Consider the following 18,978-nt stretch of genomic DNA (forward strand, 5'->3'; position numbering starts at 1 on the left):
CCGCCGCTGGGAGTGACGTGATTATGGTAAATCAACTGTTAAAAGAGAAAGCAAAGAGATAAAACGCTAAGGAGTGACCACAGCGTTAAAAAATATCCCGCCGTGGTCAGGCATTACAGAGTGAAATATTGACGATAAAATTGCGATGCAGCGCGATGATTTGCCACCGATACGTCTGCTAGTCGGCGTACATGGCCTCGATTTCCAGCTGATAACGCTGATGAATGACCTTGCGGCGGAGTTTTAATGTCGGGGTCAGTTCGCCTTCTTCCTGACTAAACGGCGCAGGCAGCAGGGTAAATTTCTTCACCTGTTCAAAACGCGCGAACTCTTTTTGCACATCGCGCAACCGCTGTTCAAACAGCGACAGGATATGGTTATGGCGCAACAACTCCAATCGATCCTGATACCCCAGATTGATCGAACGGGCATACTCCTCCAGCGCCTCAAAGCAGGGGACGATCAGCGCGGAGACGTACTTGCGCGCGTCGGCGATCACCGCCACCTGTTCAATGAAGCGATCCTGTCCCAACGCGCCTTCCAGATGTTGCGGCGCAATGTATTTGCCGCCCGAGGTTTTCATCAGATCCTTAAGGCGTTCGGTGATGAACAAGTTGCCATTGGCGTCCACCTCGCCCACATCGCCGGTTTTGAACCAGCCATCCGGCGTAAAGGCGGCTTCCGTATCCTGTGGGCGGCGATAGTAGCCGCGCATCACGGTGGCGCCGCGCACCTGGATTTCATTTTGTTCGCCGATGCGCACATCGATGCCCGGCAGCGGCGTCCCGACCGACCCCAACCGGTAGTGGTCGGCTTCCCAGCAGGACACGGTGGCGCAGGTCTCCGTCAGGCCGTAACCATAAACGATACGGACGCCCATCGCCTGGAAAAAGGCGATGATATTGTCATCCAGACGCGCACCCGCCGCCGGCAGAAAACGGACCTTTCCTCCCAGCAACTGGCGCAGACGCGACAGCACCAGCCGATCGGCAAGACGATACGTCAGCGCGTTCCACACTCCGGCGCGTTTCCCATCCTGCCGGCGTAAAAACCGTTTATGGCCCTGGGCGATCCCCCAGTGAAACAACGTGCGCCGGTGCCACGGCGCCTGCGCCACTTTCTCATGGATGGCGCTGAACACTTTCTCGTAGAAACGCGGCACCGCGCACATAACGGTAGGGCTGACCGCCGCCATCGCCGCACGGACCTGATCGGTGTCGCGCAGGTACACGTTCTGCGCGCCGCGGTGCATGATGAAGAAGCTCCAGGCGCGTTCGAAGACATGCGACAACGGTAAAAAGCACAGCGATACGTCCTGTTCGCTCGTCTGCAGCCGCCCATCATGCAGCACCAGTTGGGTCGCCATGTTGGCATAATCCAGCATCACCCCTTTGGGCTCGCCGGTGGTGCCGGAGGTGTAGATCAACGTAAACAGATCGCTCAAATCCCGATCGGCCACCCGTTGGCGCAGCACCGGCTCCCACACCGACAACTCCGCCTGCGCTTCAAATTCCTCCAGCGATACCGCGATGTCGCAACCGCGACGGCGAATCTGCTCATCCAGCAGAATAATGGTGCGCAGTTGCGGACAGCTGTCGCGCAGCGACATCAGCAGATCAAACTGCGCCTGACCGCCGACAAAAACGGTACGGATATCCGCGTCATTCAGAATGAACGACGCCTGCGCCGCCGCGCTGGTGGCATACAGCGGTACGGTAATCGCCCGCAGGTGCAGCAACGCCAGATCCGCCAGCGACCAGGTGATGGCGTTGTCGGAAAAGATCGCCACCCGTTCCTGAACATCAACGCCCAGCCCCAGCAGGCCGCAGGCAATGCGGCGGATACGCTCGCCTACCTGATGCCAGTCGAGCTGCTGTTCCTGTTCAGGCGCCCATTCGCGAAACGCCAGCGCGTTAGGGCGCTGAGCAATTTGCTGCTGAATACGGTGAACCAGATGGTAGTGCGAGAGTGAATTCGTCTTCATGCGCGTGCGGGCCTGGCAATCTCAAAAATGGGCGTAAAAATTGGGCAGGCAGTCTACCGCGCCCATCAACAGCCTCAAAGCGCTTTCCGCCGCTTTTCAGCCGGGAATGTGACGGGTAAAACACACCGGATACGGCTACCGTATGCGATCCCGAGGTTGACATCAATGCGGGAATCAAGTACCAATAAAAGCAGAACTGAATTTTTAATCGATTTGGACAACGAAACAGCATGTTTAACTTCGCTCAGCTACTAGGCCTACTACTAAACGCATCTCACGTGCGCGGTATGCCGGTGGGCGAAATCCAGAGCTGATTTCACGTCACACCTCATATAAAAAACCCGCGCCGTTGCGCGGGTTTTTTTTTACTCGCCGGGCGCCCAAGCAAACAGAACAAAGGAACCAGACCGATGAACCAACAAGTTATTATTTTCGATACGACGTTGCGTGACGGTGAGCAAGCGCTGCAGGCCAGCCTGAGTGTGAAGGAAAAACTCCAGATCGCGCTGGCGCTGGAAAGAATGGGCGTCGACGTGATGGAAGTGGGTTTTCCGGTGTCCTCCCCCGGCGATTTCGAATCCGTACAGACCATCGCCCGCAATATCAAGAATAGCCGCGTCTGCGCCCTCGCCCGCTGCGTCGAGAAAGATATCGATGTCGCCGCCGAATCCTTGCGCGTCGCCGAGGCATTCCGCATCCACACCTTTATCGCCACCTCGCCGATGCATATCGCCACCAAGCTGCGCAGCACGCTGGATGAGGTGATTGAACGCGCGACCTACATGATCAAACGCGCCCGCAACTACACCGACGACGTGGAGTTCTCCTGCGAAGACGCCGGCCGCACCCCGATCGAAGATTTGAGCCGGGTAGTGGAAGCCGCGATCAACGCCGGCGCCCGCACCATCAACATCCCGGACACCGTCGGTTACACCCTGCCCCACGAATTCGGCAACATCATCGCTTCCTTGTATCAGCGCGTTCCCAACATCGATAAAGCCATCATTTCCGTGCACACCCACGACGATCTCGGCCTGGCGGTGGGCAACGCTATGGCGGCGGTGCACGCAGGCGCACGTCAGGTGGAAGGCACGTTGAACGGTATCGGCGAACGCGCCGGCAACTGCTCGCTGGAAGAAGTGATTATGGCGATCAAAGTGCGCAGCCAGTTGATGAACCTGCACACCGGCATCAATCATCAGGAAATCTACCGCACCAGCCAGACAGTCAGCCAGATCTGCAACATGCCGATCCCGGCCAACAAGGCGGTGGTGGGTTCCAACGCCTTCGCTCACTCTTCCGGCATCCATCAGGACGGCGTGCTGAAGAACCGCGAAAACTACGAAATCATGACGCCGGAATCCATCGGCCTGAAAGAAGTGCAGTTGAACCTGACTTCCCGTTCCGGTCGCGCCGCGGTCAAACACCGCATGGAAGAGATGGGCTATAAAGAAGGCGACTACAATCTGGATACCCTGTACGCCGACTTCCTCAAGCTGGCCGACAAGAAAGGCCAGGTGTTCGATTATGACCTGGAAGCGCTGGCGTTCATTAATAGTCAGCAGGAAAGCACCGAGTTCTATCGTCTGGACTACTTCAGCGTTCAGTCCGGCTCCAGCGTGATGGCGACCGCGTCCGTCAAATTGTCATGCGGCGAAGAGACACTGTCCGAAGCCGCCACCGGCAACGGCCCGGTAGACGCCGTGTATCAGGCCATCAACCGTATCACCGGCTACCCGATTACGCTGGTCAAATACCAGTTGTCCGCCAAGGGACAGGGTAAAGAAGCGCTCGGTCAGGTGGACATCGTGGTGGAATATCAGGGACGCCGTTTCCACGGCGTGGGTCTGGCGACCGATATCGTGGAATCCTCCGCCAACGCGATGGTTAACGTATTAAACAACATCAAACGCGCGCAACTGGTTGAAAAAGAAGTGCAGCGTTTGCAGCAACACAACAAACACAACAGTCAGGAAACAGTGTGATGAGCAAGAGTTACCATATTGCCGTCTTACCCGGTGACGGCATCGGCCCGGAAGTAATGGCTCAGGCGTATAAAGTATTGGATGCGGTTCGCCAGCGTTTTGGTCTGCGCATCACCACCAGCGAGTACGACGTGGGCGGCATCGCCATCGACCGTCAGGGCACGCCGCTGCCGCAGGGCACGGTTGAAGGTTGCGAGCAGGCGGACGCCATTCTGTTCGGTTCGGTCGGCGGCCCGAAATGGGAACACCTGCCGCCGGCGGAACAACCGGAGCGTGGAGCGCTGCTGCCGCTGCGCAAACACTTCCGTCTGTTCAGCAACCTGCGCCCGGCGCGCCTGTATCAGGGGCTGGAAGCCTTCTGTCCGCTGCGTAGCGACATCGCCGCCAACGGCTTTGACATCCTGTGCGTGCGTGAACTGACCGGCGGCATCTACTTTGGTCAGCCGAAAGGCCGCGAAGGCAGCGGCATGTACGAACGCGCCTTTGACACCGAGGTGTATCACCGTTTCGAAATCGAGCGTATTGCCCGCATCGCTTTTGAGTCCGCGCGCAAACGCCGCAGCATCGTCACCTCCATCGACAAGGCCAACGTGCTGCAAAGCTCGATCCTGTGGCGCGAAATCGTCAGCGAGATCGCCCGCGACTACCCGGATGTCCGTCTGAACCATCTGTACATCGACAACGCCACCATGCAGTTGATCAAGGATCCGTCTCAGTTTGACGTGCTGCTGTGCTCCAACCTGTTCGGCGACATCCTGTCCGACGAGTGCGCGATGATCACCGGTTCGATGGGCATGTTGCCGTCCGCCAGCCTGAATGAACAAGGTTTCGGCCTGTACGAGCCGGCAGGCGGTTCCGCGCCGGACATCGCCGGCAAGAACATCGCCAACCCGATCGCCCAGATCCTGTCCGCCGCGCTGCTGCTGCGCTACAGCCTGGGGGCTGATGACGCCGCCACCGCCATTGAGCAGGCGGTCAATCAGGCGCTGGCGGAAGGTTACCGTACCGGCGATCTGGTCAGCGGCGGCAACGCCGTCACCACCGATGAAATGGGCGACGCCATCGCCCGATTTGTAGCAGAAGGGGCCTAATCATGGGTAAGACCTTATATCAGAAACTGTTCGACGCGCACCTGGTGCACGAGGCGCCGAATGAAACCCCGTTGCTGTATATCGACCGTCATCTGGTGCATGAAGTGACTTCGCCGCAGGCGTTCGACGGCCTGCGCGCCATGGGCCGCAAAGTCCGTCAGCCGGGCAAAACCTTCGCCACCATGGACCACAACGTGTCCACCCAGACCCGCGACATCAACGCCAGCGGCGAGATGGCCCGCATCCAGATGCAGGACCTGATCAAGAACTGCGCCGAGTTCGGCGTGCAGCTGTACGACCTGAATCACCCGTTTCAGGGCATCGTGCACGTTATCGGGCCGGAGCAAGGCATGACGCTGCCGGGCATGACCATCGTCTGCGGCGACTCCCACACCGCCACCCACGGCGCGTTCGGCTCGTTGGCGTTCGGCATCGGCACCTCGGAAGTAGAGCATGTGCTGGCGACGCAAACCCTGAAACAGGGCCGCGCCAAAACCATGAAGATTGATGTCGCCGGCGACGCCGCCGCCGGCATCACCGCCAAAGACATCGTGCTGGCGATCATCGGTAAAACCGGCAGCGCCGGCGGCACCGGCCATGTGGTGGAATTCACCGGCAAGGCGATTGAAGCGCTGAGCATGGAAGGCCGCATGACCCTGTGCAACATGGCGATCGAAATGGGCGCCAAAGCCGGTCTGGTAGCGCCGGACGACACCACCTTCGCTTACCTGAAAGGCCGCCAGTTCGCGCCCACCGGCAGCGACTGGGACGCGGCGGTGGAATACTGGAAAACCCTGCGCTCCGATGCCGACGCGCATTACGACGCAGTAGTGACGCTGAACGCCGCCGATATCGCCCCGCAGGTGACCTGGGGCACCAACCCCGGTCAGGTGATCGCCGTCGATCAAATCATCCCGGCGCCGGAATCCTTTAGCGACCCGGTGGAGCGCGCCTCGGCGGAAAAAGCGCTGGCTTATATGGGCCTGCAGCCGGGCGTGAAACTGACGGAAGTGGCGATCGACAAGGTATTCATCGGTTCCTGCACCAACTCTCGTATCGAAGATCTGCGCGCTGCCGCCGCCATCGCCAAAGGCCGTAAAGTGGCTGCCGGCGTGCAGGCGTATGTCGTCCCCGGCTCCGGTCCGGTCAAGGCGCAGGCGGAAGAAGAAGGTCTGGATAAAATCTTTCTGGATGCCGGCTTCGAATGGCGTCTGCCCGGCTGCTCCATGTGTCTGGCGATGAACAACGACCGCCTGAATCCGGGCGAGCGTTGCGCCTCCACCAGTAACCGCAACTTTGAAGGGCGTCAGGGCCGCGGCGGCCGCACCCATCTGGTTAGCCCGGCTATGGCGGCGGCGGCGGCGGTTACCGGTCGTTTCGCAGACATTCGTGAACTGAATTAAGAGAGGCAACCCATGGCTAAATTTACCCAACACACTGGTTTGGTGGTGCCGCTGGATGCCGCCAACGTCGATACCGACGCGATTATCCCGAAGCAGTTTCTGCAAAAGGTGACCCGCACCGGTTTCGGTCAGCATCTGTTTCACGACTGGCGTTTTCTGGATGACGCGGGCCAGCAGCCCAACCCGGATTTCGTGCTGAACCAGCCGCGCTACAAAGGCGCCAGCATCCTGCTGGCGCGCGAGAACTTCGGCTGCGGTTCTTCCCGCGAGCACGCGCCGTGGGCGCTGACCGATTACGGTTTCAGGGTGGTGATCGCCCCCAGCTTCGCCGACATTTTTTACGGCAACTCATTCAACAATCAGCTGTTGCCGGTCAAACTGAGCGAATCCGATATCGACTCCCTGTTCAAACTGGTGGCGAGCCACGAAGGCATCACCTTCACGGTGGATCTGGAAGCGCAGCAGGTGAACGCAGGCGACAAAACCTACTCGTTCGATATCGACAGCTTCCGCCGTCACTGCATGATCAACGGGTTGGATAGCATCGGCCTGACGCTGCAGCACGAAGCGGCCATCTCCCGCTACGAGCAGCAACAACCGGCATTCCTCCGTTAATTCGGCCTCGCCGTTTGACAACACGCACAAAGCCCACTTCGGTGGGTTTTGTAGCTGTTGACAAACAGCCGGATTGTTTTGAACGATGATGTCTGTCTGAGCAGTGAATGATTTCGTGCGGGATAAACAGTGTTGCTTCTTTGCGATTTCATCGCACGCACGACAAGGAGAGGTTCAAACGCCACCTCTCCTTGACCACTGGCTAGGGGCTAAACCGTGCCGCTGACGCGGTTCCTTCGGCGTTTGCCTTCGCTGTTCGGACCGCCCGTGACGCTCTCCCGGAGCGGCACGGGCTTGCGCGGCTTCCCTGCCGCGCATCCGGCGAAGTCACCCGCCTCAGCACAGTTTTAACGCCTGAAAACCCTTCATTTGCGCTTATAGGGTTTTTCAGCAGTCTGAAAGACCACTTCGGTGGCCTTTGTTGTCAACAACCTCAGTGTGGACGCGGGCCGCGGCTCCAGTAAGCCATAAAAGTGATGGACTCCTGCGTCATGCCTTTTTCTCCCAACAGGTAACGGCGCAGTGCTTTCACCGCTGACGATTCGGCCGCTACCCAGCCGAAGAACTGACCTTGCTGGGCATTTGCCCGCTCCCACATGATTTCACCATCCGGAATCTCAGCCACCGTTACCGCGCCAGCGTGAATGTTTTCCGGCAGACGAACCGACTGACGCGCCGCGTCCAGCAAGCGCTCGCCATAGCTCTCGTCGGTACCTTCGCGCGGTAGCCACACCACCTCGGCGAACGTCAGATGGCGATAGTCGATGCAATCCGCCTGCAACGGTACTTCGATAAAAGCCTGCACCTGCGGCGGGTTATCCAGTTGCGATAACTGTTCCAGAATGCCTTTGATCGCCGGCAGCGCGGTTTCATCCCCCATCAGCAGCACCTGACGGGTATTTTCCGACAGTACCCATTCATAGCCGCCGTTATCGCCGGCAAAATCGCCGCGCGGCGCCACTACCTGCAATTCTTCGCCAGGCTGCGCGCTCATCGCCCAGGCTGAAGCCGGGCCTTCGGTGCCGTGCACCACGAACTCCACCACCATTTCTCCGGCGACGGTATCCAGACTGCGCAGCGTGTAGGTGCGGGGAATCGGGCGTTGCGCTTTGGGCATTGCCTGCACCAGCTTGTACCACTCGCCGACATCCGGCAGACGCGGCGGCGTGCCGTCCTCGGCAGGCAGCAATACTTTAATTCGTTGATCCGGCGAGCAGATTTTCATCTTCTTCACCGCTTCGCCGCTGAATACACAACGCATCAGCGATGGGGTAAGCAATGTCTTGTGGGCCAACGTAACATCAAACACTTTATATTCCTTTACCCCAGCCATAACTCGCCTCTACCTCTCTGCTTGTGACTCTCCGGCAACGTGCCGCCTGTTAATGACTTGTGCCGATAACGGCCTCAAACCCCGCACAGTTTTATCATTTACTCACGATAATGAGAAACATTATTGACTCAATTTCTATTCTCATACCAATCATCGCCAGCCACCTCCGGATTGCCTGCGGGATCACGGTTTTGTCCGCCGCTTTTCGCCTATTCTGATTATTCGTTACTCACGAGATAAGGAGACCTCATGACACGCGTTATCCGGTGTTATCGCCTGAGCCTCTCCGGCGATTGTCGCCCCTGGTTCAACATCGACCACCGTCTCACCAACGATTTCCCACGCCCGTTTCATGCCTGATTCAGCTTTGCTCTGATTTTTCCCTTTTATTTCAATTTATTTTTGACGTCATACCGCGGCGGTTACGTCTGCCGACGGGCGTCATGGAGATATCGCATGAAACGCATTCCTGAGCCTTTTCGCATCAAAATGGTAGAAAACATCCGTATGACCACCCGCGACGAACGGGAACGCGCCCTGCAGGAAGCAGGCTACAACCCGTTTCTGCTGCGCAGCGAAGATGTTTATATCGACCTGCTGACCGACTCCGGCACCGGCGCCATGAGCGACCGCCAGTGGGCGGGGCTGATGATGGGCGACGAGGCCTACGCCGGGTCGCGCAACTACTACCACCTGTGTGATCAGGTGAAGGCGCTGCTGGGTTATCCGTTCACCATTCCGACCCATCAGGGGCGCGGCGCGGAGCAAATCCTGTTCCCGTGTCTGATCGCCAAAAAACAGCGCGCCGGCGGCGGCAAGAAACCGGTGTTTATTTCCAACTTCCATTTCGATACCACCGCCGCCCACGTGGAACTGAACGGCGCGCGCGCCATCAACGTGGTGACGCCAAAAGCCTTCGATACCACCACCTATTACGACTGGAAGGGCGATTTCGACCTTGACCTGCTGCAAACCACCATTGAACAGCACGGCGCGGACAACGTGGTGGCGATCATTACCACCGTCACCTGTAACAGCTCCGGCGGCCAGCCGATCTCGATGGGCAACATGCGCGCGGTGTATCGCATCGCGCAGCAGCACGGGATCCCGGTAGTGATCGACTCGGCCCGGTTCTGCGAAAACGCCTGGTTTATCAAACAGCGCGAAGCCGGCTATGAAAACCGTTCGATCAAAGAGATCGTCCACGAGATGTATCAGTACGGCGACATGCTCACCATGTCGGCGAAAAAGGATCCGATGGTGAACATCGGCGGCCTGTGCTGTTTTCGCAGTGACGAAGAGCTGTTCAATGAGGTGCGTATTCGCTGCGTGCCGATGGAAGGCTTCGTCACCTATGGCGGCCTGGCCGGGCGCGACATGGAAGCGTTAGCCATCGGGCTGGAAGAAGGCATGAACGAGGACTATCTGACCTACCGCATTGGTCAGGTGACCTACCTCGGCGAGCGCCTGCGCGCCGGCGGTATCCCGATTCAATACCCGGTGGGCGGGCACGCGGTGTTTGTCGATGCCAAAAAGCTGCTGCCGCATATCCCGGCGGAACAGTTCCCGGCGCAGGCGCTGAATAACGAGCTCTATCTGGAAGCGGGTATCCGCAGCGTGGAAATCGGCTCATTGTTGCTGGGGCGGGATCCGGACACCGGCGAGCAGAAACCGTCGCCGCTGGAACTGCTGCGCCTGACCATCCCGCGTCGGGTGTATACCAACGACCACATGGATTACATCGCCGACTCGCTGATCGCGCTGAAGGAAAGAGCCGGCAGCATCAAAGGCCTGACCTTTACCTACGAACCGCCGGTATTACGCCACTTTGTCGCCCGCCTGAAACCGGTGGAATAACGCTCCGCCATAAAAAAAGCCAGCGGAATACTCCGCTGGCTGGTGAACAGCACCATTACTCAGAACACTGCGGCGGTTTCCCGCCGCTGTTCTCACTCTCATTCGATGTCGCCGCCGGCCTTACAACCAGCGACGATAGTCTTCCTCATCCATGTCCCGGATCTGCCATTGGGTAACCTGCAGCAGCAACGCCATCCGCTGGGCGGCGGTGAGTGCGCCCCATCCCCGGCGGCATCCCCGGCAGAGCCAGTGATGATAAAAGCGGAATAACCGGCACATATTGCCTCCCCTTCGCGGCGGTTCACGTACTGAACCATTCACTGACTGAAAGTATCCGCGTAATATAGGGAAAAATATATTGATGAGCTTGAGCCACGGAGTTCCTCTTTTATGTCCTCGCCACGCCTGCAACAACAATTCATCCGGTTATGGCAATGCCTGCAAGGTCAGGATACCGACACCACGCTGCAGGAACTGGCGCTGCTGCTCAACTGCTCCCGCCGTCATATCCGCTCTCTGCTGAACGCCATGCAACAGCAGGGTTGGCTCACCTGGCAGGCGGAAGCCGGGCGCGGCAAACGCTCGCGCCTCGGCTTTCTCTACACGGGGTTAGCCCTGCAACAGCAGCGCGCCGAAGACCTGCTGGAGCAGGACCGCATCGACCAGTTGGTGCAACTGGTGGGCGACAAGGAAACCGTGCGCCAGATGTTGCTGTCTCACCTCGGGCGTAGCGTGCGGCAAGGGCGCCATCTGCTGCGTATCCTGTACTACCGGCCGATGCACAACCTGTTGCCCGGCAGCGCGTTGCGGCGTTCGGAAACCCACATCGCCCGTCAGATTTTCAGCGGGCTGACCAGCTTAAATGAGGAAAATGGGGAACTGTTGCCGGATATCGCTCACCACTGGCAGGCGCTGTCGCCGCTGCACTGGCGTTTCTATCTGCGCCCGGCCATCCGTTTTCACCACGGTCGGGAGCTGACCATGGAGGACGTGATCGCCTCGCTGTCCCGGCTGACGGCGCTGCCGCTGTTCTCACACCTGAGCGACATCGCTTCCCCTACGCCGTTCGTGCTGGATATCCGGCTCAGCATGCCGGATGACTGGCTGCCGTGGCTGCTCGGCAGCGTACCGGCGATGATCTTGCCCAAAGAGTGGCAAACGCTGCCGGACTTTATGCGCCAGCCCATCGGCACCGGGCCGTATCAGGTGGTGCGCAACTCGCCCAACCAGTTGAAAATCGCCGCGTTTGACGACTACTTCGGCTACCGGGCGCTGATTGACGAAGTCAGTATCTGGGTGCTGCCGGACGCGCCGATCATTCCCGCCTGTACGGTTACATTGCAGGGAGACGACACCACGGACAATGAACTGGAGAACCGGCTGGAAGAAGGCTGCTATTTCCTGCTGTTCGACCGCCGTTCGCCGCAGATGGCGGATCCGGAGATCCGTCACTGGCTGTGTCAGGTGTTAAGCCCGGTGGCGATGCTTGGCCTGGCCGATAGCCCGTACCAGAGCGACTGGTCCCCCGCCTATGGCCTGCTGCCGCGCTGGCATCACAGCCCACCGCGGGCGGTACGGGAAAAACCGGTTGGCCTGACCCACCTCACCCTCACCTGCTACCGTGACCATCCCGAATACGCGGTGATAAGCAGCATCATGGGCCGGCTGCTGGCGTCGCACGGCGTCACGCTGACGCTACGCTGTCTGGAGTTCGATGCCTGGTGTCAGGGCGACGACGCCAGCGATCTCTGGCTTGGCAGCGCCAACTTTTATCTACCGCTGGAATTTTCGCTGTTCGCGATGCTGTACGAGCTGCCGCTGCTGCGGCACTGTCTGGGCGATGACGAACTGGAACACACTGCGCGTCAGTGGCGTCAGGGCGAGTTGTCGCTGGCGGAATGGTGCCAGTCGCTGGTCAGCCGCCAGCAACTCCACCCGTTGTTCCACCACTGGTTGCGGTTGCAGGGGCAGGCCAGCATGCGGGGGCTACGCATGAACACGCTGGGCTGGTTCGATTTCAAATCCGCCTGGTTTGCACCGCCGAACCCGACGCCATGAGCGCTCGTCGCCGGTCATGGCGCTTTTCCTGATGTGACAAACACTTTACAATACCGCCGTTCTCAACGGGGTGCGGTCAACGCGCATAGGCGTTGCATCGCTGAGAAAATACCCGTCGAACCTGATCCGGTTAATACCGGCGAAGGGATTTGAGACTGCATCCCGCTTGCTCAAAGACCTTTGCCGCCTTCAACAATTGGAGCGCAAAGTGTTAAAGAAATTACTGTCCTGCCTGTTACTGCTGTCCGCCCCTGTGTTCGCCAAACCGACCCTGACGGTCTACACCTACGACTCGTTCGCCTCGGAATGGGGCCCCGGTCCGGGCGTCAAAACCGCGTTTGAAAAAGAGTGCAACTGCGAGCTGAAATTCGTGGCGCTGGAAGATGGCGTCGCTCTGCTCAACCGCCTGCGTATGGAAGGCAAAAATACCCCGGCGGATGTGGTGCTGGGGCTGGATAACAATCTGGTACAGGCGGCAGCGCAGACCGGCCTGTTCGCCCCGCATGGTGTCAACACCAGCGAGTTGACGGTGCCGGGCGGCTGGCATAATGACACCTTCCTGCCCTTCGACTATGGCTATTTCGCCTTCGTCTACAACAAGGACAAACTGAAAAACCCGCCCAAGAGCCTGCGCGAACTGGTGGAAAGCGACCAGCCGTGGAAAGTGATCTATGAAGATCCGCGCACCAGCACGCCGGGTCTGGGCCTGTTGCTGTGGATGCAGAAAGTCTATGGCGACAAGGCGCCGCAAGCCTGGCAGAAACTGGCGGCCAAAACCGTCACCGTCACCAAAGGCTGGAGCGAAGCCTACGGCCTGTTCCTGAAAGGCGAAGCCGATCTGGTGTTGAGCTACACCACCTCCCCGGCTTACCACCTCATCGCCGAGAAGAAAGACAGCTACGCGGCGGCCAATTTCAGCGAAGGCCACTATCTACAGGTCGAAGTAGCCGCGCAATTGGCCGGCAGCAAAAATCCGCAACTGGCGGCGCGCTTCCTGCAGTTTATGGTCAGCCCGACCTTCCAGCAGATCATCCCGACCACCAACTGGATGTACCCGGTTGTCAAAACCGAGCTGCCCGCGGGCTATAACACCCTGTTGTTGCCGGCTACCGCGCTGGAGTTCACCTCGCAACAGGTGGCCGAGCAGCGCGCGAATTGGGTACTGGCATGGCAACGCGCCGTCAGCCGCTGATTCCCGGCTGGCTGTGGCCAGGGCTGCTGGCGGCCGCGCTGCTGACCGGCACCGCGGCGCTGGCGTTCGCCGCGCTGTGGCTGGACGCGCCCGGCGCGCCCTGGCGGTCGTTGTGGGATGACAGCTACCTGTGGCATGTCATTCGCTTCAGCTTCTGGCAGGCGCTGCTGTCGGCGCTGCTTTCCACTCTGCCCGCGCTGTTTCTGGCGCGGGCGTTGTACCGCCGCCGCTTTCCCGGCCATCGCCTGCTGCTGCGCCTGTGCGCGATGACGCTGGTGCTGCCGGTGCTGGTGGCGGTATTCGGCATCCTCAGCGTCTACGGCCGCGAAGGCTGGCTGGCGCGCCTGCTGATGCAATTCGGTATCGAATACCGTTTTTCGCCTTACGGTTTGCAGGGCATTCTGTTGGCCCACGTCTTTTTTAATCTGCCGCTGGCGACCCGGCTGTTTGTGCAGGCGCTGGAAGGCATCGCCACTGAGCAGCGCCAGTTGGCGGCCCAGCTCGGCCTGCGCGGCTGGCACTTTTTCCGGCTGGTGGAGTGGCCGTGGCTGCGCCGTCAGTTGTTGCCCGCCGGCGCGCTGATTTTCATGCTGTGTTTCGCCAGCTTCGCCACCGTACTGGCGCTGGGCGGCGGCCCGCAGGCCACCACCATCGAACTGGCGATCTATCAGGCGTTGAGCTTCGACTATGACCCGGCGCGCGCCGCGCTGCTGGCGCTGTTGCAGATGGCGTGCTGTCTGGGGCTGGTGTTGTTCAGTCAGCGGCTGAGCCGGCTGCTGGCGGTGGGAGCCAGTAGCCGCCTGCGATGGCGCGATCCGCAGGACAGCGGGTTCAGCCGCGTTACCGATACGCTGCTGATTGCGGCAGCGTTGCTATTGCTGTTGCCGCCGCTGCTGGCGGTGGTGGCGGACGGCCTGAACCGTTCGCTGCCGGATGTCTTGCGCCAGCCGGCGTTATGGCAAACGCTCTGGACCTCGCTGCGCATCGCGCTGGCCGCCGGCGCGCTTAGCGTGGTGCTGACGTTGATGCTGCTGTGGAGCAGCCGGGAATTGAAACTGCGCCGGCGGGGGCTCTCCGCCCAGTTGCTGGATATAAGCGGGATGCTGATTCTGGCGATGCCGGGGATTGTGCTGGCGTCCGGTTTTTTCCTGCTGTTTAACCGCACCATCGGATTACCGGCTTCTCCCTACGGACTGGTGGTGTTGACCAACGCGCTGCTGGCAATCCCCTATGCGATGAAAGTGCTGGAAAACCCGATGTATGACACGGCGTCGCGTTATAGTCTGTTGTGCCAGTCGTTGGATATCCGCGGCTGGCACCGTCTCAGAGTGGTAGAACTAAAGGCGCTGCGCGCGCCCATCGCCCAGGCGCTGGCCTTTGCCAGCGTGCTCTCGGTGGGCGATTTCGGCATCATCGCCCTGTTCGGCAACGAACAGTTTCGCACCCTGCCGTTTTATCTCTATCAGCAGATTGGCGCTTATCGCAGCGCCGACGGCGCGGTGACGGCGCTGCTGCTGCTGATGTTGTGTTTTATGCTGTTTACCCTGATTGAAAAACTGGCAGGCCTTAATGATCGCGCTCGATAAGTTGACCTATCTCTACCAACACCTGCCGATGCGCTTCGATTTACAGGCGCAGCCCGGCGAGCGTATCGCCATTCTGGGCCCAAGCGGCGCGGGAAAAAGTACCTTGCTCAGCCTGATCGCCGGTTTTCTGCCGGCCGACGGCGGCCGCTTGCAGCTTAACGGACAGGATCACCGCGCCACGCCGCCGGCAAAACGCCCGGTGTCGATCCTGTTTCAGGAAAACAACCTGTTTCCCCATCTGACGCTGGCGCAGAATATCGCGCTCGGCCTGCACCCCGGCCTGAAACTGAATGCGGAACAGCGAGATACGCTGCGCGATATCGCCAGCCGAATGGGACTGTCGGAGCTGCTGGAGCGCCTGCCGTCGCAGGTTTCCGGCGGTCAACGGCAACGGGCGGCGCTGGCGCGCTGCCTGATCCGCCGGCAGCCGATCCTGCTGCTGGACGAGCCGTTCTCGGCGCTCGACCCGGCCCTGCGTCAGGAGATGTTATCGCTGGTGGACGAGATCTGCCGGGATCGCCAGTTGACGCTGCTGATGGTGTCTCACCAGTTGGAAGACGCCGCGCGTATTGCGCCGCGCAGCGTGCTGGTGGTGGACGGCCGCATCTATCACGACGGCCCGACCAACGAACTGGCTAGCCATCCGGATGCGGCGCGGGTGCTCGGTCTGGGATGACAGTTCGGTCTGAAATGACAAAGTGAAACCCTTACCAAAAAAATGTGATCTATCGCACGATTTTGCTTTTTCAGCGTAACGGAGCCTTGTCTGATTTTCCGCACTCATGGTTAGATGAAGACGCTGATTAACCCAAACGAATATAAGGTTCTCCGTGAAACACGCCGCCTCTACTTTCGCACTACTAAGCAACACCGCGCTGCTTGACGCGGTCGTCGTCGTGCGCGTGGTGGTCGTGGTCGGCAGCGCGCCGTAACGGGTTCCGAATCAAGCCTAGATTCCCAAACCCCGCCGGCGCAAGCCGAGCGGGGTTTCTTTTGTCCACCCTCCCCGCTCCTCCTGACACCGGCTCTGATAAAGGATATGACTATGCGTTATACAGGAGCTGAGCTGATCATCCGTCTGCTGGAGCAGCAAGGCATCACCACAGTGAGCGGCATCCCGGGCGGCGCGGCGCTGCCGCTGTACGATGCGCTGGGAAAAAGCCGTACCATTCGCCACGTACTCGCCCGCCATGAGCAGGGAGCCGGATTCATCGCGCAGGGTATGGCGCGCGCCAGCGGTAAAGCCGCGGTTTGCATGGCGTCCAGCGGCCCCGGCGCCACCAACCTGCTCACCGCCATCGCCGACGCCAAACTCGACTCTATTCCGTTGGTGTGCATCACCGGTCAGGTGCCGTCCGGCATGATCGGCACCGATGCCTTTCAGGAAGTAGACACTTACGGCATCTCGATTCCGGTCACCAAACACAACTATCTGGTGCGCGACATCAGCGAACTGCCGCAGGTCATCAATGACGCCTTCCGGCTGGCGCAGTCTGGTCGCCCCGGCCCGGTCTGGGTAGACATCCCCAAAGACGTGCAAACGGCCACCATCGAACTGGCGGAGCTGCCCGCGCCGGCCGAACTGACCCCTGCGCCAGCAGTGGATCAGGATGCCATTCGCGCCGCCGCCGCGATGATCAATCAGGCCAAGCGACCGATCCTGTATCTGGGCGGCGGCATCATCAGCGCCGGCGCACATCAGCAGGCTATCGACCTGGCGGAACGCGCCGGGCTGCCCACCACCATGACGCTGATGGCGCTGGGCGCCATGCCGGTGGATCATCCGCTGTCGCTTGGCATGCTCGGCATGCACGCCGCCCGTTACACCAATATGATCCTGCAACAATCGGACTTACTGATCGTACTGGGCGCCCGCTTTGACGATCGCGCCATCGGCAAAGCGGAAGAGTTCTGCCCGGATGCCCGCGTTGTCCATATCGATATCGATCCGGCGGAGTTCGGCAAGATCCGTCAGCCGCACGTGGCGCTCCACGCCGATGTGGCGCAGGCGCTGGATCAGTTGCTGCCGCTGGTTGACCGTCAACCACGCGCCGACTGGCTCGCTCAGGTGCGCGCGCTGCAATGTGAATTCCCATTCAGCATGCCAAACGCCGACGACCCGCTCAGTCACTACGGGTTGATCCGCGCCGTGGCCGAGCAACTGGACGATCAGGCCATCATTACTACCGACGTCGGTCAGCATCAGATGTGGGTGGCGCAGGCGTATCCGCTGCGACGCTCACGCCAGTGGCTGACCTCCGGCGGTTTCGGCACGATGGGTTTTGGCGTGCCCGCAGCTATCGGCGCCGCGCTGGCGGAACCACAGCGAACCGTGGTCTGTTTTTCCGGCGACGGCAGTCTGATGATGAACATTCAGGAAATGGCTACCGCCGTGGAAGAGAACCTGAACGTCAAAATCGTGCTGATGAACAATCAGTCGCTGGGGCTGGTGCACCAGCAGCAGGATCTGTTCTACCAGCAGAATTTTGTGGCGTCCGACTACCGCTATCAGACTAATTTTCTGGCGATTGCCGCCGGATTCGGCTTCGCCACTTGCGATCTGAACGCGGCGGATAATCCGCAAGCCGCCCTGCGCGACGCACTGCAACGACCCGGCCCGACGTTGATCCACGCCGCTATCGATATCAACGAAAAAGTGTTCCCGATGGTACCGCCGGGTGCCGCCAACATTGAGATGATTGGAGATTAAATCATGCAGACCCCATCCATTACCGCACAGGTCACGCTGGAACTATCGGTACGCAACCATCCGGGCGTGATGTCGCACGTGTGCGGGCTGTTCGCCCGTCGCGCTTTCAACGTGGAAGGCATCATGTGTATGCCGCTGCCGGGCAACGAGCAGAGCCGCATCTGGCTGCTGGTGAAAGACGATCAGCGCCTACCGCAGATGATCAGTCAGGTGGAAAAGCTGGAAGATGTACTGCAGGTGACCCGCCACGGCGAAGAAATGCGTATCTTTGATCAGGTCGCGGAGTTTTACCGCTGAGCCGCAGGGGCCATACCGATTCCTGGTATGGCCCTCGAGCCGGATTCAACCAATCAGAATTTTCCACAACAGGCGACGGTACACCGGCATCAACGGATGCTGCCACAACTGCCACAGACTGGCGGCGGCGATAACCGAAACCAGCGGCGCCATCCAGTACAAACGGGCAGGCGTCAACCAACCGGTTGATTCGGCTTTTGCTCCACGACGCGCACGCCACAGACGCCACACCAACCAGCCCGCTCCCCACAGCAGGATAGCCGTGATTAACAGCAGCCATTTAAAACTGCCGCTGTCGGCCTGCTTGGGGATATCGATCGCCACTCCGGCCAAAATGCCGGGCATCAGATAAACCGGCGGCCAGGTGAGACAGCCGATGATATTCGGCAACGCAAAGCGCCGGGGCGACAACTCCAGCATTCCCGCCACCATCGGGATCAGCGGACGAGTCGGGCCAAAAAACCGTCCAATCAGAATGGTCGCCATATTGTGCTGATGCAGCATTTTTTCGGTGCGATACAGGTAAGCGCGGTGCTTTTGCAGGAAAGACCAGTTATGCAGCCGATCCTTGAAACGCCAGCCAATGAAATAGGAAATCCAGTCTCCCAGCAGGCAACCGATAATGCCCATGCCCCAGGCCGGGTAAAGCCCCATATTGCCGCTGCCGATCAATGCGCCCAGCGACGCCATCATCAGCGTGCCGGGCAACAACAGCCCCACCAACGCCAGCGACTCCAGAAACGCCACCAGCAGTACCGCCGTCAGCGAATACGCTAACGATTGAGTGATCAGATGCTCCAGCCAGGCTTCCATAAATCTCTACATTTCTGCTTTTTTATGAACAAAGATAACGGGATGATAGCAGGA

18 protein-coding genes and 1 riboswitch are annotated in these 18,978 nt (G+C 59.7%); of the genes, 14 read left to right on the forward strand and 4 right to left on the reverse strand.

Annotated elements, in window-relative coordinates; translation table 11 throughout:
• Positions 1-178: 178 nt before the first annotated feature.
• A complete protein-coding gene (locus CVE23_RS18925) occupies positions 179-1,984 on the reverse strand; it encodes an AMP-dependent synthetase/ligase (RefSeq protein WP_049853550.1) in 1,806 nt (601 codons plus the stop codon).
• A 230-nt stretch (positions 1,985-2,214) separates the two neighbouring features.
• Between CVE23_RS18925 and leuL the strand changes: the two genes are divergently transcribed.
• From leuL to leuD, 5 genes are all read left to right on the forward strand, one after another.
• Complete coding sequence (gene leuL / locus CVE23_RS23280; RefSeq protein ID WP_107760451.1) at positions 2,215-2,298, forward strand: leu operon leader peptide; 84 nt, start codon at positions 2,215-2,217, stop codon at positions 2,296-2,298.
• Positions 2,299-2,394: 96 nt separating this feature from the next.
• The gene (leuA, locus tag CVE23_RS18930; protein WP_038920233.1) at positions 2,395-3,969 is read left to right on the forward strand and encodes a 2-isopropylmalate synthase; all 1,575 of its coding nucleotides are present in this window, start codon (positions 2,395-2,397) and stop codon (positions 3,967-3,969) included.
• Positions 3,969-5,060, forward strand: a complete 1,092-nt coding sequence (gene leuB / locus CVE23_RS18935; protein ID WP_100850151.1) for a 3-isopropylmalate dehydrogenase — start codon at positions 3,969-3,971, stop codon at positions 5,058-5,060. The genes leuA and leuB overlap by 1 nt, the downstream gene beginning before the upstream one ends.
• A gap of 2 nt (positions 5,061-5,062) precedes the next feature.
• Complete coding sequence (leuC, locus tag CVE23_RS18940; protein ID WP_100850152.1) at positions 5,063-6,463, forward strand: 3-isopropylmalate dehydratase large subunit; 1,401 nt, start codon at positions 5,063-5,065, stop codon at positions 6,461-6,463.
• 12 nt (positions 6,464-6,475) lie between these two features.
• Complete coding sequence (gene leuD, locus CVE23_RS18945; protein ID WP_038920236.1) at positions 6,476-7,078, forward strand: 3-isopropylmalate dehydratase small subunit; 603 nt, start codon at positions 6,476-6,478, stop codon at positions 7,076-7,078.
• Positions 7,079-7,511: 433 nt separating this feature from the next.
• Here the strand turns inward: leuD and CVE23_RS18955 are convergent, their stop codons facing one another.
• Complete coding sequence (locus CVE23_RS18955) at positions 7,512-8,411, reverse strand: siderophore-interacting protein (RefSeq protein WP_100850153.1); 900 nt, start codon at positions 8,409-8,411, stop codon at positions 7,512-7,514.
• 249 nt (positions 8,412-8,660) lie between these two features.
• Here CVE23_RS18955 and tnaC point away from each other — a divergent pair, with 249 nt between their 5' ends.
• The gene (gene tnaC / locus CVE23_RS18960) at positions 8,661-8,771 is read left to right on the forward strand and encodes a tryptophanase leader peptide (protein WP_071603989.1); all 111 of its coding nucleotides are present in this window, start codon (positions 8,661-8,663) and stop codon (positions 8,769-8,771) included.
• Positions 8,772-8,867: 96 nt separating this feature from the next.
• The gene (gene tnaA / locus CVE23_RS18965) at positions 8,868-10,268 is read left to right on the forward strand and encodes a tryptophanase (protein WP_049854682.1); all 1,401 of its coding nucleotides are present in this window, start codon (positions 8,868-8,870) and stop codon (positions 10,266-10,268) included.
• A gap of 120 nt (positions 10,269-10,388) precedes the next feature.
• Here tnaA and sgrT read toward each other — a convergent pair whose 3' ends face one another.
• The gene (gene sgrT / locus CVE23_RS18970; protein ID WP_038920241.1) at positions 10,389-10,547 is read right to left on the reverse strand and encodes a glucose uptake inhibitor SgrT; all 159 of its coding nucleotides are present in this window, start codon (positions 10,545-10,547) and stop codon (positions 10,389-10,391) included.
• Positions 10,548-10,658: 111 nt separating this feature from the next.
• Here sgrT and sgrR point away from each other — a divergent pair, with 111 nt between their 5' ends.
• The 7 genes from sgrR (at position 10,659) to ilvN (ending at position 18,111) form a co-directional block, all read left to right on the forward strand.
• Positions 10,659-12,326, forward strand: coding sequence for an HTH-type transcriptional regulator SgrR (gene sgrR, locus CVE23_RS18975; RefSeq protein ID WP_100850154.1), 1,668 nt, complete (start codon positions 10,659-10,661; stop codon positions 12,324-12,326).
• A gap of 56 nt (positions 12,327-12,382) precedes the next feature.
• Positions 12,383-12,492, forward strand: a riboswitch (TPP riboswitch).
• Between the two features lie 42 nt (positions 12,493-12,534).
• Positions 12,535-13,518, forward strand: coding sequence for a thiamine ABC transporter substrate binding subunit (gene thiB / locus CVE23_RS18980; RefSeq protein WP_100850498.1), 984 nt, complete (start codon positions 12,535-12,537; stop codon positions 13,516-13,518).
• A complete protein-coding gene (gene thiP, locus CVE23_RS18985) occupies positions 13,494-15,104 on the forward strand; it encodes a thiamine/thiamine pyrophosphate ABC transporter permease ThiP (RefSeq protein WP_100850155.1) in 1,611 nt (536 codons plus the stop codon). Before thiB ends, thiP begins: the two co-directional genes overlap by 25 nt.
• Entirely contained in the window at positions 15,088-15,780 is a 693-nt protein-coding gene (gene thiQ, locus CVE23_RS18990; RefSeq protein ID WP_100850156.1) for a thiamine ABC transporter ATP-binding protein ThiQ, read from the forward strand. Before thiP ends, thiQ begins: the two co-directional genes overlap by 17 nt.
• 154 nt (positions 15,781-15,934) lie before the next feature.
• Positions 15,935-16,036 (forward strand): ilvB operon leader peptide IvbL, encoded by a 102-nt coding sequence (locus CVE23_RS18995; RefSeq protein WP_225622613.1) that lies wholly within the window; start codon positions 15,935-15,937, stop codon positions 16,034-16,036.
• Positions 16,037-16,149: 113 nt separating this feature from the next.
• Positions 16,150-17,814: an acetolactate synthase large subunit gene (ilvB, locus tag CVE23_RS19000; protein ID WP_038920246.1), complete on the forward strand. Its 1,665-nt coding sequence runs from the start codon at positions 16,150-16,152 to the stop codon at positions 17,812-17,814.
• A 3-nt stretch (positions 17,815-17,817) separates the two neighbouring features.
• The gene (gene ilvN, locus CVE23_RS19005; RefSeq protein WP_013319493.1) at positions 17,818-18,111 is read left to right on the forward strand and encodes an acetolactate synthase small subunit; all 294 of its coding nucleotides are present in this window, start codon (positions 17,818-17,820) and stop codon (positions 18,109-18,111) included.
• A gap of 45 nt (positions 18,112-18,156) precedes the next feature.
• Here ilvN and CVE23_RS19010 read toward each other — a convergent pair whose 3' ends face one another.
• Positions 18,157-18,924 carry a DedA family protein gene (locus tag CVE23_RS19010; RefSeq protein ID WP_100850158.1) on the reverse strand — a complete coding sequence of 256 codons (768 nt, stop codon included), beginning with the start codon at positions 18,922-18,924 and terminating at the stop codon, positions 18,157-18,159.
• Positions 18,925-18,978 lie beyond the last annotated feature (54 nt).

Source organism: Dickeya fangzhongdai (genome assembly GCF_002812485.1).
GTDB classification, from domain to species: Bacteria; Pseudomonadota; Gammaproteobacteria; order Enterobacterales; family Enterobacteriaceae; genus Dickeya; species Dickeya fangzhongdai.

Bases quoted from the DNA above. Each gene is read 5' to 3' on its own strand.
- CVE23_RS18925 (WP_049853550.1), bottom strand. From the start codon at position 1,984: ATGAAGACGAATTCACTCTCGCACTACCATCTGGTTCACCGTATTCAG.
- leuL (WP_107760451.1), top strand. From the start codon at position 2,215: ATGTTTAACTTCGCTCAGCTACTAGGCCTACTACTAAACGCATCTCAC.
- leuA (WP_038920233.1), top strand. From the start codon at position 2,395: ATGAACCAACAAGTTATTATTTTCGATACGACGTTGCGTGACGGTGAG.
- leuB (WP_100850151.1), top strand. From the start codon at position 3,969: ATGAGCAAGAGTTACCATATTGCCGTCTTACCCGGTGACGGCATCGGC.
- leuC (WP_100850152.1), top strand. From the start codon at position 5,063: ATGGGTAAGACCTTATATCAGAAACTGTTCGACGCGCACCTGGTGCAC.
- leuD (WP_038920236.1), top strand. From the start codon at position 6,476: ATGGCTAAATTTACCCAACACACTGGTTTGGTGGTGCCGCTGGATGCC.
- CVE23_RS18955 (WP_100850153.1), bottom strand. From the start codon at position 8,411: ATGGCTGGGGTAAAGGAATATAAAGTGTTTGATGTTACGTTGGCCCAC.
- tnaC (WP_071603989.1), top strand. From the start codon at position 8,661: ATGACACGCGTTATCCGGTGTTATCGCCTGAGCCTCTCCGGCGATTGT.
- tnaA (WP_049854682.1), top strand. From the start codon at position 8,868: ATGAAACGCATTCCTGAGCCTTTTCGCATCAAAATGGTAGAAAACATC.
- sgrT (WP_038920241.1), bottom strand. From the start codon at position 10,547: ATGTGCCGGTTATTCCGCTTTTATCATCACTGGCTCTGCCGGGGATGC.
- sgrR (WP_100850154.1), top strand. From the start codon at position 10,659: ATGTCCTCGCCACGCCTGCAACAACAATTCATCCGGTTATGGCAATGC.
- thiP (WP_100850155.1), top strand. From the start codon at position 13,494: ATGGCAACGCGCCGTCAGCCGCTGATTCCCGGCTGGCTGTGGCCAGGG.
- thiQ (WP_100850156.1), top strand. From the start codon at position 15,088: ATGATCGCGCTCGATAAGTTGACCTATCTCTACCAACACCTGCCGATG.
- ilvB (WP_038920246.1), top strand. From the start codon at position 16,150: ATGCGTTATACAGGAGCTGAGCTGATCATCCGTCTGCTGGAGCAGCAA.
- ilvN (WP_013319493.1), top strand. From the start codon at position 17,818: ATGCAGACCCCATCCATTACCGCACAGGTCACGCTGGAACTATCGGTA.
- CVE23_RS19010 (WP_100850158.1), bottom strand. From the start codon at position 18,924: ATGGAAGCCTGGCTGGAGCATCTGATCACTCAATCGTTAGCGTATTCG.